General features: G+C 55.1%; 13 protein-coding genes, 1 tRNA gene and 1 pseudogene. 6 read left to right on the top strand and 9 right to left on the bottom strand.

Translation table 11 applies throughout. The annotated features are described in order from the left end of the window. Positions 1-7 precede the first annotated feature (7 nt). Positions 8-1,420, bottom strand: a complete 1,413-nt coding sequence (locus IMCC12053_RS06700; protein WP_062217066.1) for a coniferyl aldehyde dehydrogenase — start codon at positions 1,418-1,420, stop codon at positions 8-10. A 185-nt stretch (positions 1,421-1,605) separates the two neighbouring features. Between IMCC12053_RS06700 and IMCC12053_RS06695 the strand changes: the two genes are divergently transcribed. Beyond that, a tRNA-Ser gene (locus tag IMCC12053_RS06695) sits at positions 1,606-1,695 on the top strand. Positions 1,696-1,972: 277 nt separating this feature from the next. Here the strand turns inward: IMCC12053_RS06695 and IMCC12053_RS06690 are convergent. The 7 genes and pseudogenes from IMCC12053_RS06690 to araD form a co-directional block, all read right to left on the bottom strand. Then, complete coding sequence (locus tag IMCC12053_RS06690; RefSeq protein ID WP_062217062.1) at positions 1,973-3,358, bottom strand: IS1182 family transposase; 1,386 nt, start codon at positions 3,356-3,358, stop codon at positions 1,973-1,975. Between the two features lie 32 nt (positions 3,359-3,390). Further along, positions 3,391-3,900 carry a DUF3987 domain-containing protein gene (locus IMCC12053_RS06685; RefSeq protein WP_062217060.1) on the bottom strand — a complete coding sequence of 170 codons (510 nt, stop codon included), beginning with the start codon at positions 3,898-3,900 and terminating at the stop codon, positions 3,391-3,393. Next, positions 3,897-4,235: a toprim domain-containing protein gene (locus tag IMCC12053_RS06680; protein WP_156320754.1), complete on the bottom strand. Its 339-nt coding sequence runs from the start codon at positions 4,233-4,235 to the stop codon at positions 3,897-3,899. Before IMCC12053_RS06680 ends, IMCC12053_RS06685 begins: the two co-directional genes overlap by 4 nt. Next, positions 4,212-4,337, bottom strand: a pseudogene (locus IMCC12053_RS16270) (DUF7146 domain-containing protein); the annotation flags it as partial. The gene IMCC12053_RS06680 and the pseudogene IMCC12053_RS16270, both read right to left, overlap by 24 nt. 42 nt (positions 4,338-4,379) lie before the next feature. After that, positions 4,380-5,475 (bottom strand): IS3 family transposase gene (locus IMCC12053_RS06675; protein ID WP_156320729.1). Its coding sequence is split into 2 segments (ribosomal slippage): positions 4,380-5,226 and positions 5,225-5,475, totalling 1,098 coding nucleotides; the frame shifts between segments, so codons are not numbered across the junction. 297 nt (positions 5,476-5,772) lie between these two features. Beyond that, positions 5,773-6,672 carry a dihydrodipicolinate synthase family protein gene (locus IMCC12053_RS06665; RefSeq protein ID WP_062217055.1) on the bottom strand — a complete coding sequence of 300 codons (900 nt, stop codon included), beginning with the start codon at positions 6,670-6,672 and terminating at the stop codon, positions 5,773-5,775. A 27-nt stretch (positions 6,673-6,699) separates the two neighbouring features. Next, entirely contained in the window at positions 6,700-8,442 is a 1,743-nt protein-coding gene (araD, locus tag IMCC12053_RS06660; protein ID WP_205623929.1) for an L-arabinonate dehydratase, read from the bottom strand. Positions 8,443-8,679: 237 nt separating this feature from the next. Here araD and IMCC12053_RS06655 point away from each other — a divergent pair, with 237 nt between their 5' ends. The 5 genes from IMCC12053_RS06655 to IMCC12053_RS06640 all read left to right on the top strand — a co-directional run bounded on the left by IMCC12053_RS06655 (position 8,680) and on the right by IMCC12053_RS06640 (position 12,791). After that, positions 8,680-9,459 carry a hypothetical protein gene (locus tag IMCC12053_RS06655; protein WP_205623928.1) on the top strand — a complete coding sequence of 260 codons (780 nt, stop codon included), beginning with the start codon at positions 8,680-8,682 and terminating at the stop codon, positions 9,457-9,459. Then, positions 9,456-9,719: a type 2 periplasmic-binding domain-containing protein gene (locus IMCC12053_RS15995; RefSeq protein ID WP_205623927.1), complete on the top strand. Its 264-nt coding sequence runs from the start codon at positions 9,456-9,458 to the stop codon at positions 9,717-9,719. Before IMCC12053_RS06655 ends, IMCC12053_RS15995 begins: the two co-directional genes overlap by 4 nt. A gap of 87 nt (positions 9,720-9,806) precedes the next feature. After that, positions 9,807-10,226, top strand: a complete 420-nt coding sequence (locus tag IMCC12053_RS06650; RefSeq protein WP_062217052.1) for a tripartite tricarboxylate transporter TctB family protein — start codon at positions 9,807-9,809, stop codon at positions 10,224-10,226. A 9-nt stretch (positions 10,227-10,235) separates the two neighbouring features. Further along, the gene (locus tag IMCC12053_RS06645; protein WP_062217048.1) at positions 10,236-11,729 is read left to right on the top strand and encodes a tripartite tricarboxylate transporter permease; all 1,494 of its coding nucleotides are present in this window, start codon (positions 10,236-10,238) and stop codon (positions 11,727-11,729) included. 39 nt (positions 11,730-11,768) lie between these two features. Next, positions 11,769-12,791, top strand: coding sequence for a LacI family DNA-binding transcriptional regulator (locus IMCC12053_RS06640; protein ID WP_236852562.1), 1,023 nt, complete (start codon positions 11,769-11,771; stop codon positions 12,789-12,791). Positions 12,792-12,855: 64 nt separating this feature from the next. Here IMCC12053_RS06640 and IMCC12053_RS06635 read toward each other — a convergent pair whose 3' ends face one another. Beyond that, on the bottom strand, positions 12,856-13,803 hold the full coding sequence (locus IMCC12053_RS06635) for a glycosyl transferase family protein (RefSeq protein WP_062217044.1): 948 nt from the start codon (positions 13,801-13,803) through the stop codon (positions 12,856-12,858). Between the last annotated feature and the right edge of the window lie 299 nt (positions 13,804-14,102).

Below are 14,102 nucleotides of genomic sequence, written 5' to 3'. Positions count from 1 at the left end.
TTTGTCGTTATATCACTTTGCGCAGTGCGTTTAGCGTGCGGGCCTTCCATCCCTTAAAAGGGGGCTCAGTGACAAACATACCGTTCCATTTTGCCTGGCGGACAACAGATTTCATGTGAGAAAAAGTCTCGAACCCATGGCGTCCGTGGTACGCGCCCATCCCCGATGCGCCAACCCCGCCAAAGGGCAGCGTATCAACGCTGACATGGATCATTGTGTCGTTGATCGTCACGCCGCCAGAGATCGATCCATTGAGCCATAACTCCTGTTCGTCACGGTCATTGGCGAACACGTAAAGCGCCAGAGGGTGATCGCGTGCGCCAACAAAGTCCAAGGCCTCTTGGGGTGTGTCATACGGGATAAGAGGTAGAATAGGGCCAAAGATTTCTTCGCGCATCAGTGTCGTATCGAGTGGAGGGTCGAGAAGCACAACGGGTGCAAATTTACGTGTGCCTGCGATTGGGCCGTCAGGCTCATTTGAAAGACTCTGTGCACCACGTCCCTTTGCCTCGTTGAGTAATGTGTGCAGCCGCTCAAGATGCCGTTCGGATATAATTGCAGAATAGTCATCGCCCTTTGAGCCATCGGGATAGAACTTTGCCCATGCGCCCAAAATGGCATCGGCGGCAGCCTGCATCAGGCTGCGCGGAACTAGGACGTAATCGGGTGCGACACAAATCTGGCCTGCGCTTGCCGCCTTGCCCCATGCGATGCGCCGCGCCGCGCGGTCTAAGTCGGCGGACGGCATAAGGATCGCGGGAGATTTCCCTCCCAATTCAAGAGTGACAGGAGTGAGGTTTTGTGCCGCAGCTTGGGCGACGATCCGTCCAATCGCGGTCGATCCTGTGAATAGCAGGTGATCAAAGGGGAGGGCCGAAAACGTGGCAGCAACGTCCGCGCCGCCGGTGATAACGCTCACCACGTCTGGTGCAAATGTTGCGTACATCATGTTTGCCAATGCCTCTGAGGTGCGTGGCGACAATTCAGACGGCTTGATCATAACACGGTTGCCTGCGGCGAGCGCTGCGGCTACCGGCGCCACCGCAAGATAGACTGGAAAGTTCCAAGGCGCGATGATGCCGACAACACCTAGCGGCTGAGGGCGAATTTCGCAGGTCGCTGGCCTAAATTGCAACGGCGTCCGAACGCGGCGCGCCCGCATCCAAGACTTGAGTTGTTTGCGGTTGCTACGAATTTCCGACAACGAGGTGGTGATGTCAAACGTGCGGCACTCTTGCACAGACCGGTGTGAGAAATCCGTATTCATAGCGGCGATCAGTCGGTCCTCATGTGCCAGTAGTGCAGTTTCAAGTGCCGTGAGTTGGGCGGTGCGTTGTTTGGCAGTTGTTACGGACAACGTTGCGCGCGCGGTGGCGTGCGCGGCTTTCATGTTCTGAAATGTCGAAATAAGATCGCTCATGCGGCCTCCGGTTCTATGTGCAAGCTACACAACCGTAGAGCGCGGCGATTGAAAAGCCTGGAATGCGCATTGTGCGCGCTCTGACGCAGCGTTTGCAATCTCATGCCGGCGCTATTCGCAAGGAAATCAAAAAACACGCGCTTTTGAACTTGTCACCCACAGATGAGGTCATTAAACGGGTCGACGGAGATGTGGCCGAGTGGTCGAAGGCGCTCCCCTGCTAAGGGAGTAGGCTCGGAAGGGTCTCGAGGGTTCGAATCCCTTCGTCTCCGCCACCATACTTTCTCAACGCATTGGAAATGCGCAGAAATATGGATCATGTATCGTTGCCTTCCCCCATTCCTTCCCCCAATAGTATTCGAACTGGTCGGGCGCATTGTTCGATTGACTTCGTGCCTATCACCCCAACGCTAAAGAGATCTTCTGCCCGTAGGATTGCCATTACGCGGCATGCAGATTTATCGATCGTCGTTCTCGGCCGATTCTGTTGAAAAACACCGTGTTGCTGGCGCAGAAAGTGCGGCTCAAAACTGAGGGCGAGCGCCTTTCTTGTCAGGCTTTGCGCGTTTGCTGCGGTGCAGGAAAGATCTTGGCTAATTTGCGGAGGTTTTGGGCGGTTGCCGCGAGTAAAAATTCGTCATTAGCGCCGTTTGGGCCTCGTAATCGGAGCCGCCCCAGCCCCAAGATCCGTTTGAGGTGGGCAAAGAGCATCTCCACCTTTTTGCGCAGCCGCATCGAGACCACATATTGCTTGGTTTTGGCGATATCGCGGGCAACTTGACGGGCGTCTTCATGTTCTTCACGTGTGATTTTGCGTGCATCGGCTTTTGGACAGCATTTCATCTTCGATGGGCAGGCCTGACAGGTGTGTTTCAAAGCCTGATACTTGGCGACGCCCTTGCCCGTGGGTTTCCGGTTCGGATCAGAATAATTGCGCCGGAACTGTTTGAGCGGTTCCCCTTCCGGGCAGATGTATTGGTTGTTCTCGGCGTCCCATTCGAAGTCAGTGCGGGACCATGTGCCGTCAGTCCGGCCTGCTTTGTCCAGTACGGGAATGTGGGGATTGATGTCGCGATCAACGAGCCATCCCAGCATCGGCCCTGATCCATAGGCGCTGTCTGCAATCAATCGCTCTGGGTCAATGTCATACAGATCCTTTATCCGATCTAGCATGGTGCGCACTGAACCGACTTCAGCCTGTCGGATCGACCGTGTGCCCTCAACGTCCACGATGACGCTGTGATCGGTGTCGATCAGATAGTTGGTCGAATAACTGAAGAATGCAGGGCCTTTACGGGCAGCAGTCCACTGGCTTGCTGGATCGGAGTGGGACGTGAACTTGGGTTCCACTTCCGAGGCGGCTCCGAAAGCTGCATTGTCCAAGACGTCGAGGTATTCCTTCACAGCGCGTGGCGCATCGTTTGGATCAATGGCGCTGCGATCCCAATCTTCCTTTGGCGTAGAGTTCTGCTTGTTCGCATCTGCCTCGATCAGGCTAGCATCAGCGGCAAGCCTTTGCCCGCTCACCAGACCATCCGCGATGCACCGAGCAACAGTCTTCTCGAACAGGTGACGCAGAAGTTTGCTTTCCCGAAAGCGCCCATGCCGGTTCTTGGAGAATGTCGAATGGTTCGGCACCGGATCAGACAGATCAAGACGGCAGAACCAACGATAAGCGAGGTTCAGATGGACCTCTTCGCAAAGGCGGCGCTCTGAGCGGATGCCAGAACAATAACCCACCAATAACATCCGGATCAGAAGCTCTGGGTCGATGGATGGGCGGCCAGTGTAGCTATAAAACTCGGCCAAATACTGGCGGATGTCGCTCAGATCCACAAACCGATCAATCGACCGCAGCAGGTGATCTTGGGGCACATGATCATCCAGAGAAAACTCATAGAACAGCGCCGCTTGCGCTTCTTGCTTTGGTCCCATCATCGCCAAATCCTCCAATCAATATAGCAATTGAATCAGCGAATAGGGCCTCGATCAAGGAAGACTTTTTCAACAGAATTGGCTGAGTCCGCCCATTCAGCGGCGACAATTTTGGCGATTTGGTTCTTGGCTTCCCAATCGCGAGATGTCTTGTCGAAGGTGTCTGCTAGGGTGCGTTCTATTTCGCTAAGGGGGGTCGTGATTACATCGAGCGCGGGACTCTTTCCAGCGGATGGATCGCCAACCAGCATTCCCCAAAGCACGGGAGGTTCTTCCCAACCGTTCCAAGGCGATACCCATCGAGCATTGCCGATGAGCGAGCTTGCCGCGACCACAAGGCCCAGCGCGATGTAGTCGAGAGGTGCCCCCTTAATTCTTGCGGAGGTTTGCAGCCATGAAGCCCAAGGGCCGAAGATCCATTGTATTTCATCTTGTGAAAGCAGCGGGGCAGGTGGGCGCATCGGATGACGCAAGCTCATGTCCGGCAAAGGCCAGTTGATGGAAGGATCGAATGCAGCGGGATTGGGGAGTGTGGGGGCAGTCATGATTGATCTCCATTTCGAAGGTAGTCGTTCCAATCGGTGCCTTCTGGCGCTTCTAGGGTCTCGATGTCCCAGCCGTTCGCGGCGGCGCGCTGGGCAAGGTGGCGTCCGGCTGTGCGGCCCGGATCATCCCCGTCGGTTGCGAGGATCAGGCGGCTGGGTGTCTTTGGCAGGTTGAGGGATTTCATGCCCGCCGTGCTAAGGGTCGCCCAGACGCTGGCAGGCTCAGGTAACAGCTCGACAAGGCTTAGGCCGGTCTCGATCCCTTCACAGATCACAAAAGGCCCTGAGGGGTTGTCAGAGAGTCGGACAGCCCCACTTGCGCTTGGGCCAAGCATAGCCTTGTCCGGCGCGATCTCGGCCTTCCCTGTACCGTCTGGCAAAAGGTATGTGCGATGCACGGCGAAAAGGTCAGTCCCTTTGACCTGAGCCCCAAGTCTCCTCCAGCTTTGTGCGGAGTCCTTGGGGTTAAATCTTTGGCGTTAGGCCGCCATCTTGTCCATTGCCTTTCTTTGCAAAAATTCCATCGGGGTGAGGTTGCCCAATGCTGAATGTGGTCTGCGCCAGTTGTAATCCTCCTGCCATTCTTCAAGCGTTTTGCGGGCATCGCGCAATGTGCCAAATAACGTTTCATTCAAACATTCATCTCGCAGCTTGCCATTGAAGCTTTCGATAAAGCCGTTCTGTTGGGGTTTTCCGGGCGCGATATAGTGCCAATCAACACCAGTTTCCTGAACCCACTTGAGGATCGCCATGCTGGTGAACTCAGTTCCGTTGTCCGACACAATCGTCTTTGGCATGCCGCGTTCAGCGATCACCTTGTCCAGTTCACGTGCAACACGGTGACCAGACAGTGATGTGTCGGCCACCAGAACCAAGTTCTCGCGACTGAAGTCATCAACGACTGCCAAAATGCGGAACCTGCGACCGTCTGTCAGGGCGTCAGACACAAAATCCAAGCTCCAGCGTTGGTTTGGGCCATCCGGAAGCACCATCGGCTTCCTTGTGCCCAAAGCGCGCTTCCTGCCACCTCTGCGGCGCACCTGCAGCTTCTCTTCACGGTAGATGCGCCTCACTTTCTTGTGGTTCACCTCAAAGCCCTCCCGCGCAATCATCACGTGAATACGGCGGCAACCAAACCGACGCCGCTCCCTCGAAACTCGTTTGATGGCATCCCGCAGTTTAGCATCATCGCCACGACGCGACAGATACCGTACCGTTGACCGATCAATTTGCAGCACATCACACGCCCGCCGCTGGCTCACACCGTGCGCTTCGCACAGGTGAACCACCGCTTGCCGCTTCCCAGCAGGCGTCACCATTTTTTGAATTGATGTCTCGCAACATCGCGTTGTCGAGCATCTGTTCAGCCAAAAGCTTCTTCAGCTTGCCGTTCTCGTCTTCAAGCGCACGCAATCGCTTCGCATCCGACGGCTCCATGCCACCATACTTCGATTTGTATTTATAGAACGTCGCTGAGCTGATCCCGTGCCGCCGACATACATCAGCGGTCTTCTCACCAGCTTCCTGTTCCTTGATCATCCCAATGATCTGTTCGTCCGTAAATCGTGCCTTCATTTGTCCGTCCTTTTGTTGGGCGGACTCTACACAAATTTGGAGGAACTTTAGGGGCTCAGGTCAGAGGGTATCCGCGCAGCTAGAGTCCTTGACCATGAGGGGGCGACTGAAACTTGACGCTGTTAATATCGATGACACAGGCGATTGCCTGCGCATTCTTGATTTCGCCATGCGTAGGGGCGGATCACGGATCAGCGCACATGCCCTCAGGATCGGCATACGCTAATCAGCCCTGATCCCGTCAGCCGGCGCCCTTCGTCGATCCGGCCGCAGAGCTTGCGAACGTCCTCACGAACATCAGATCAACTTGTTGGTTTTCAAAAAGCCTTCCATCGTCGCTTGCTGCGCGGCGGTGAGCGGCCATGCGGAGGGTGCGCGGGTGGGGCCGCAATCTTTGCCGATAGCTTGCAACGCAGCTTTCACACCCGTCACGTTGGTACCATTCATCTCTTGGGCGCGCACGTCCTCAAAGGGTTCCATGTCGGCAATCAAGGTGTTGGCTTTGGGGTAGTCGCCGGCTTCCAACGCGGCGTGGATCGCCATTGAACGCTCGGGCCAGATGTTGATCAGGCCGGATGTGAATCCACGCGCGCCAATGGCGTAAAACGTTGGTGCCCAGACCTCAGCTAAGCCGCCCACCCAAACGATGCTTGGATCACACGCCGCTTTGGCGGCGGCCAGTTTCATCGGGTTTGGTGTGGCCCACTTGACGCCTTTCACGCCCTCAACCGCGCACAGATCCGCAATTGCGCCAGTGCCGATTGTATCGTTGCGCAAGTACACCATCATGGGCAATCCACCCGATGCGTCTGCGATGGCATTGAGGTAGTCGACCACGCCGCGCGGGGCGACGAACGGGTCTGGTGGCTGATGAACCATCAAGGCCGTGGCCCCCGCCTCAGCTGATACTTTGGCTAACTTGACCGCATCGCGAATGCCGCGTCCGATACCCGCCAACACCGGCGCGCGGCCGTCAACCATGTCGACGACTTCTTGCGCCATGGCGCAGGCTTCATCTGTGGTGAGGGCATAAAACTCGCCCGTGTTGCCGTTCACCACCGGCATGTGCATGCCTGCGCCTAAGGCGCGGTCAATGATCGGCGCAAGGCGGTAGGGATCGATATCGCCCGCCTCATCATACGGGGTGACGAGAATGCCGGAGATGCCCGTGAGAGCTTGGTCGAGGGTCAAAGCCATGGGGTGGCCTCCTTGAAAACGTTCGTCTTAAAAAATGTCGGGTTCGCCCGCGGGGGCACCAAAATCGCGTTCCAGATAGTCAAAGTCGCATCCCTTATCAGCCTGCGTGACATGGCGCGAGAACATGTAGCCGTAGCCGCGCTCATATCGTGGTTCGGGGGCGACCCATGCGGCTTTGCGTGCGGCGATCTCGTCATCGCTGACAAGTATGTTCAGCGATCGGTTGGGCAAATCCAGCTTGACAATGTCGCCCGTTTTCAAAAGCGCAAGCGGCCCGCCGATAAAGCTTTCAGGTGCCACATGAAGCACACAGGCGCCATAGGATGTCCCTGACATACGCGCGTCTGAGATCCTCAGCATGTCACGGTGCCCTTGTTTAATCAGGGCTTTAGGGATCGGTAGCATCCCCCATTCCGGCATTCCCGGCCCGCCCTGAGGCCCAGCGTTGCGAAGAACCAAAACCGTATCCGGAGTCACGTCTAGATTTTCATCGTCAATGGCCGCTTTCATCTCCGGGTAGCTGTCAAAGACGAGTGCGGGACCCTCGTGTTCGTAATACTTGGGGTCGCAGGCCGCGGGTTTGATTACGGCCCCATCCGGACACAGGTTCCCGCGCAAGAGTGCAAGCGAGCCTTCGGCGTAGACGGGGTTATCAAGGGGGCGAATAACATCGTCATTGTAGACCTGCGCGTCCTTAATGCCGTCACCCAAGGTCTGTCCCGTAACGGTGATGCAAGAGGTGTCGAGCATCGCCTCCATCTGTTTCATCAGCGCGCGCAACCCGCCCGCGTAGTAGAAATCTTCCATGAGGTAGTCTTTGCCCGAGGGTCGCACGTTTGCGATCAAGGGCGTGGTGCGGCCAAGCGCATCCAAATCATCAAGTGTCAAATCAACACCGGCGCGGCGCGCCATTGCGATAAGGTGGACAACTGCGTTGGTCGAGCATCCCGTGGCCATGGCAACCTTGGCGGCGTTCGTCACCGAGGCTGGTGTCACAATGTCGGAAGGTTTGAGGTCTTCCCAAACCATATCAACAATGCGCCGACCGCAATCGGCGCCCATGCGTTGGTGTCCGCTATCGGAGGCAGGAATCGAGGATGCACCGGGCAATGTGAGACCCATTGCATCCGCAATTGCGGTCATAGTCGATGCGGTGCCCATGGTCATACATGTACCGGCGGAGCGTGCGATGCCGCCTTGAACGCCAAGCCATTCTTCGTCCGTGATGTTGCCCGCGCGGCGTTCGTCCCAGTATTTCCAAGCGTCTGAACCGGAGCCGAGGATTTTGCCCGCGTAGTGCCCGCGTAGCATCGGACCTGCGGGGAGAAAGATCATGGGAATACCCGCAGTGATTGCGCCCATCACCAAGCCTGGCGTGGTCTTGTCGCATCCCCCCATGAGGACAACCCCATCAAGGGGGTGCGCACGAATTTGCTCTTCCGTCTCCATGGCCAGCATGTTGCGGTACAGCATCGAAGTTGGTTTGTTAAAGCTTTCGTCCACCGATAGGGCGGGCATTTCCACAGGAAATCCGCCTGCCTGTAGGACGCCGCGTTTGACGTCGCGCACACGCTCTGGAAAGTGGCTATGACACGAGTTGAGTTCGGACCATGTGTTGAGGATGCCAATAATGGGTCGCCCGCGATACTCGGCGTCAGAATAGCCAAGCTGCATCATCCGTGAACGGTGCCCAAAGCTGCGTAAATCATCGGGTTCGAACCACCGAGCTGAACGCAGTTGGTCAGGCGTGATGTGTTTTTTTTCAGACATGTGCGGTCTCTCGATGTCGAAGGATTCGGTTCTATGTTTGAATTTATGTATGCGCGTACATATTGGATCGTCAACTAAATACGCGTAAATATTGTCTGTTTTGACAATTAAAAGGTATTTGTTGACAGAAACAAGAGTCTGTGTGTGTAATTGAAGTATGCGCATACATTGCGTTTGACTGCGGGAAAATTCGCGGTAGCTAAAATGGGCCTCACATGGGGCCATAGGGAGGAAACTATGAACCTAACACGCAGAACACTTCTTGCGACGGCCGCGATTGCACTCGTAGCCCCCGTTGCATCCTACGCGCAAGAGTTGCCGCGCAATGTTCGTATGGTCATCGGATCAACGTCCACTGGCGGCGATACTTACCAAAACTCGGCGATCGTCGCAGAGGCGCTTTCAGAGCAACTGGGCATCAATATTAAGGTTGATGCGGTTGGCTCTACCGAGGCATTCAAGGCACTAAGCCGTGACAGCCGTGGCTCAACCATCATGATTTTCCATGACCAGGCGTATTTGGGGAACCTGTATGGTCGCGAAGGTTATGACGATCCGTTCGCCAGTTATACCGTTGGTCCAACTGTTGCGATCAACCCCGGAAACGCCTACCTCGTGGCATCTGATAGCCCCTACCAAACGATGGAAGACATTTTGAGTGCCGCTGCGAACGGTGACCGCGTCCGTGTCGCTATTCAGCCAGGTGGCGTATCTGAAATCGGGTTTTCCGCAATGAAAAACGCGGCAAAAGTGCGTGCGCCCGGATCGGAGGCCAATCTCGTGGCTGTAAACACCGGCTCGCAATCTGATAAAAACCAAGCGATGTGGGACGATCTGGCCGATGTGATTAACGGCTCTGTCCAAGCCAACGAGCAATATACGCGCTTTGTGACGACGATAACAAAGGCATGCGGTTTACGTGGATCACCGCGCGCGATGCTACGCTCAAACAAGCGCCAGAGGCAGGTATGGGCGGCACAACACGCGATGACATGCTGCAATATGCATCCCCAATGACCTCTGTGACATTGGACGGCGCACAGGACTTTACCTTCGACAAAGAGTTCTTCTTTTTGTTCAACAAGGATATGGATCCTGCAATCATCGCGCAAATTGATGAGGCGCTCACCGCAATTTACAGCGCGGGTGACATCCAGACACGTCAAAAAGAAAGCTTCTTTATCCCCAACTTCCTTCCATCGGATGAAGCGCTTGCTCACCTGACGGCAAAGCGCGACACCTATGCAAAGGTGATTGCCGACATCGCAGGCAAATAGACCAATACTCCCCGCGTGCCCGATATTGTTTGAACGCGATATCGGGCATGTGCGTGAGACAAACGTCAGTGTTGGGAGGAAAGCACTATGGGCGACCTGACAAAAGTGGTGATTGATTTCGAGCAGTCACACTTACTATTCCCGCGGCTGGTTGCGACTGTCCTTGGGCTGCTGTTGCTGACGATATTGCTGCGCGACCGCAAACGCATTTTGAATGCGGGACAGACGTGGCGCATCACACTGAACCGGATGGACAAGCCTCGTTTTTTCGGGGCGATAGCTCTTACGCTGATGTATTTTTCATGCATGGTTCCTGTGGGCAACGTGTGGCCAAATACCGGCATGGGCTTTTTGCTCTGCTCTGTTCCGTTCGTCTTTTGCGTAGGAGCTTTGTTTATGCACGACCGTCCAAAACGCGCATTGGGTGTTCTGGCCCTGATCGCAATCGTAGGGCCGACATGTGTCTGGTGGCTGTTCACCAATCCTTTTTACCTCACATTGCCTTGAGATGCGCTCATGATTGAATTTATCACACCGATGTTTCTGGCTTTGATCGTTGGCGGCACAACGGTTGGCATCATTTTTGGCGCCATTCCCGGCATGACGGCAACGATGGCCGTTGCGATCTGTTTGCCGCTGACATACTCGCTTGGCCTTGAAAACGGGCTTGCCTTATTGTTGGGCTTGTATGTGGGCGGCATCTCGGGCGGGCTGGTTCCGGCAATCTTGCTTGGGATTCCGGGAACCCCAAGTTCCATTACTACCACATTCGACGGGTTCCCGATGGCCAAGAGAGGCGAGGGAGAAGCGGCCTTGCGGATCGGTATCGTCGCGTCTCTTGTCGGTGGCTTGATCTCGCTCTTTGTGCTGTATTTGTTTGCTCCTACGCTGGCTGATTTTGCAATTAAGTTCTCCTATGTGGAAAAGTTCTTGATCATTTTGTTTGCGCTTACGGTTATGGCGGCGCTTTCGACGGATCTGCTGTTGGGGATATTTTCTGGCGTTCTTGGTGTCTTTGTTGCGCTGATTGGTGTGTATGACATATCGGACGGGGGCAACGGAAAGCACCGGTTGATCCCGCCGGGTATGGAGTATTGGCTTGATAGCGGGTTCTCCCTTTTGCCCGTCCTCATTGGTCTGTTCGGTCTTGCCGCGATCCTTGATCAAGCCGAACTGGGCGTACCAAAGGGGCACACGGCGGACGAGTTAAAAGTTGGCAAACAGTCACGGTTCAAGTTTTCGGTGTTCAAAGGTCAGGGAACTAACTTGGTGCGTTCATCGCTTATTGGAACGTTTGTTGGTATTTTGCCCGGTGTGGGCGGATCAGCCGCCTCGATCCTCGCATATTCTAACGCAAAGACGTTTTCTAAAAACGCAAAAAACTTTGGCAAGGGAGAGCCAGCCGGGATTATTGCGTCCGAAAGTGGGAACAATGGACTGACTGGAGGCGCGCTTGTCCCACTTTTGTCTTTGGGCATTCCTGGTGATAGCACAACGGCACTATTGATTGGGGCCTTCACATTACAAGGTATTCAGGTTGGCCCCCTGTTTATTGGCAATAGTCCTGATACGTGGAACGCCATCATATTCGCGATGCTGATCGCCAACATTGCTATGTTCGTTTTGATGTATTTCGCAATTCGCTACTTTGCGCTTGTTGTCACCGTTCCAAAACACTTGCTATTTCCGATCATTCTTATGATGTGTGTTATCGGTGCTTACACGATTAACTACGGCATCATGTTCGACGTTTGGACACTTTTGATTTTTGGCGTTTTCGGATGGCTCGCGACAAAGCTGCGGCTGGAAATCGCACCGTTCATCATCGGGTTCATACTTGGCCCGTCCGCAGAAGTGTATTTCGTGAAAAGTTTGGAATCCTTTGGGGATCTATCGATCTTTTTTACCAAAAGCTGGATTGCGGGCGTGCTTTGGGTTTTGATTCTTGGCTCATTGGTTGGCTCGACTCTCCTAAGCCGTAGAGCGCGCAATCAAGACGTGTCGCATTAGTGCTTGTAAGCGCACGTGTGATTTTCGATTATGGGTGTCATGGAAAACAATGAGTTTAAGAAGGACGGCAAACGTCAGGTAACGATGGCGGCGGTCGGGCGACTGGCTGGCGTGTCGCAGGTTACGGTGTCGCGTGCTTTGTCTCATCCGGACAAAGTTTCCGCCCAGACGCTGCTTAGGATCAATGACGCTATCAAGGTGACGGGATTTGTCCCGAATGCACTTGCGGGTGCTTTGGCGTCCAAGAAATCCAACTTGATATCGGCACTCATCCCGTCTCTTACAAATATCGTTTATGCGACTTTTATTACGGCCTTTTCAGAGAAGCTGCGCGAACACGGCTACCAAATTCTATTGTCTGAAACGGGCTTTGAACCAGAAGCCGAAGAAGCGCTTGTGGCAACTCACTTGTCGCGCCGCCCTGATGCGATTTTGTTGACGGGCATCCATCACAGCGCGCGCGCACGTCAAATGCTATTGGGTGCGGGCATCCCGATTGTGGAAGTTTGGGATATTACCGATAGTCCGGTCGATATGTGCGTAGGCTTTGATCACGTCGAGGCGGGGCGGCGCGCCGCAGAATTTTTGTTCGAACAGGGCAACACGCGTGCTGCGACTATTACGGCGAAAGACGAACGGGCCGTTCGGCGGCAATCGGCATTTGCCAATAGGTTTGAGTATCTAAGCAAAGGGCACGTTGCAGAGTCAAATACGGGTGGCCCTGCAAGTATTCGGGCAGGTAGGGATGCGCTGAGTGATCTTATCGAGAACCATGGCCTCACGTCAGGCGCGGTTTTTTGCAGTTCGGATTTACTGGCACAAGGCGCACTCATCGAGGCGCAGGCTCGCGGTATACCTGTTCCTCAAGGTATCTCAATCATGGGATTTGGCGATCAGGACTTTGCGCGTGATGTCGAGCCGTCGCTCACCACCGTAGCGATTGATCGCACGCGCCTTGGTCATGTTACCGCTGAGGCATTGCTGGCGCGTATCAATGGCACGCAGCGACCCAAATCAGTCACAGATATCGGGTTTGAGATTGTGCGGCGCACATCTGCATAGTGCGCCAGACTATTGCGCAACGTGCAGGTGGTGGGACATCTGTGTGGCTTCCCACGCTCTAGCATCACCTTGCACGGCGCGCGTCCCATAGGGAGTGCGCCGTGTTTAATGCGTCACCATCGCCCAATGTGTCCAGCGCCAAAGCCGCCGTACCAATGACGATATTTTGCGCGAACATGTCAGTTGTGGATCCATCCCACAGCCCGCGCAACGTGGTGTCTGAGGCTGGGCCATCGCTCAAACGCGTGGTTTCGGTGATCAGTGGTGCAAAGTTCTGCTCCCACATTAAATGCTCGCGCAGGCCGAACCCCGCCACGGGCTTGGATGGTGTGCGTTCAAACTCTCCGCCGCCACCCTTAATAATCGTCAGGTTTCTCCAACCCAGTTTTGCCGCGGCATCTTGTTGCAACTCTCGGTAAGGTGGATGGAATACGCCTTGGACACTGGCAGCAGCGCGCGCAGGGTTGAGCATGCGGCACACTGTATTGATACATGAACGCAGCCCGAATTTCTCACGTAGCCCTAAAAGGTGGAACAGCGCAGGATGTAGGATTTCGAGAGGGGCATAGGCTATAGAGTGCGCGTCAAGTGCGGGAGCAATATCGTTCATATACTCGACCAAGGGTATTTCGGCATCCGCAAGTCCGGTGCGAATAGCCGGATCTGCGCCATTCCACCCATGGATCAAAACGCGGTGACCGTTCATGGCAACGAGTTTGGCGGAAAGTAAAAGCCATGGCAAACCGCGTGTGCGGCCCGCCGCATAGCTTGACCAATCAAGATCGATGGAGGGCAGTGCGGGTAGATTATCCTGTGCGGCCGCAACAAATCCTGCGATCTCGTCCGCAACCTCGCCCTTCATACGCAAGAGCATCAAAAGCGCGCCGATGCTTTCAGGGGCGGCGTCTCCCGATAGCATTTGGGTCATGGCCTCATGGGCCTCGCTTTGGGTAAGAGAGCGGGAGCGACCCGGGCCTCGGCCCAAGGTGCGCACGTGAGAGGCGAGTGTCACTCTGCGGCGTCCTTTTCGGAAATTTCTGTCAAAAGGGCCGCAATTTTGGGACTGCACGAGCCACAGTTTGTCTCTGCGCCCAATGCCGCATCCACGGCCTATACGGGCATCAAACCCTGTTCTTGGGCCGCGCGCAAGATGGTGTTGACGCCGGTGCCAACACACGAACACAAGATGGGACCAGTATTAGGCAGATCGACAGGGGGCGGCCGGTGAGGACTTTGGGCGCATCTAACCCGACTGTGTGATCAATATGCGGAAAATCTACCCCTGAACGTGGCGCTTTGTATGGCGCACAA

This window comes from Celeribacter marinus (assembly GCF_001308265.1).
GTDB classification, from domain to species: domain Bacteria; phylum Pseudomonadota; class Alphaproteobacteria; order Rhodobacterales; family Rhodobacteraceae; genus Celeribacter; species Celeribacter marinus.
The sequence above is the reverse complement of the archived record's forward strand: the minus strand, read 5'-3'. Positions and strand labels throughout refer to the sequence as shown.

Bases quoted from the DNA above. Each gene is read 5' to 3' on its own strand.
- IMCC12053_RS06690 (WP_062217062.1), bottom strand. From the start codon at position 3,358: ATGATGGGACCAAAGCAAGAAGCGCAAGCGGCGCTGTTCTATGAGTTT.
- IMCC12053_RS06665 (WP_062217055.1), bottom strand. From the start codon at position 6,672: ATGGCTTTGACCCTCGACCAAGCTCTCACGGGCATCTCCGGCATTCTC.
- IMCC12053_RS06640 (WP_236852562.1), top strand. From the start codon at position 11,769: ATGGAAAACAATGAGTTTAAGAAGGACGGCAAACGTCAGGTAACGATG.
- IMCC12053_RS15995 (WP_205623927.1), top strand. From the start codon at position 9,456: ATGACCTCTGTGACATTGGACGGCGCACAGGACTTTACCTTCGACAAA.
- IMCC12053_RS06655 (WP_205623928.1), top strand. From the start codon at position 8,680: ATGAACCTAACACGCAGAACACTTCTTGCGACGGCCGCGATTGCACTC.
- araD (WP_205623929.1), bottom strand. From the start codon at position 8,442: ATGTCTGAAAAAAAACACATCACGCCTGACCAACTGCGTTCAGCTCGG.
- IMCC12053_RS06680 (WP_156320754.1), bottom strand. From the start codon at position 4,235: ATGCTTGGCCCAAGCGCAAGTGGGGCTGTCCGACTCTCTGACAACCCC.
- IMCC12053_RS06645 (WP_062217048.1), top strand. From the start codon at position 10,236: ATGATTGAATTTATCACACCGATGTTTCTGGCTTTGATCGTTGGCGGC.
- IMCC12053_RS06700 (WP_062217066.1), bottom strand. From the start codon at position 1,420: ATGAGCGATCTTATTTCGACATTTCAGAACATGAAAGCCGCGCACGCC.
- IMCC12053_RS06685 (WP_062217060.1), bottom strand. From the start codon at position 3,900: ATGACTGCCCCCACACTCCCCAATCCCGCTGCATTCGATCCTTCCATC.
- IMCC12053_RS06650 (WP_062217052.1), top strand. From the start codon at position 9,807: ATGGGCGACCTGACAAAAGTGGTGATTGATTTCGAGCAGTCACACTTA.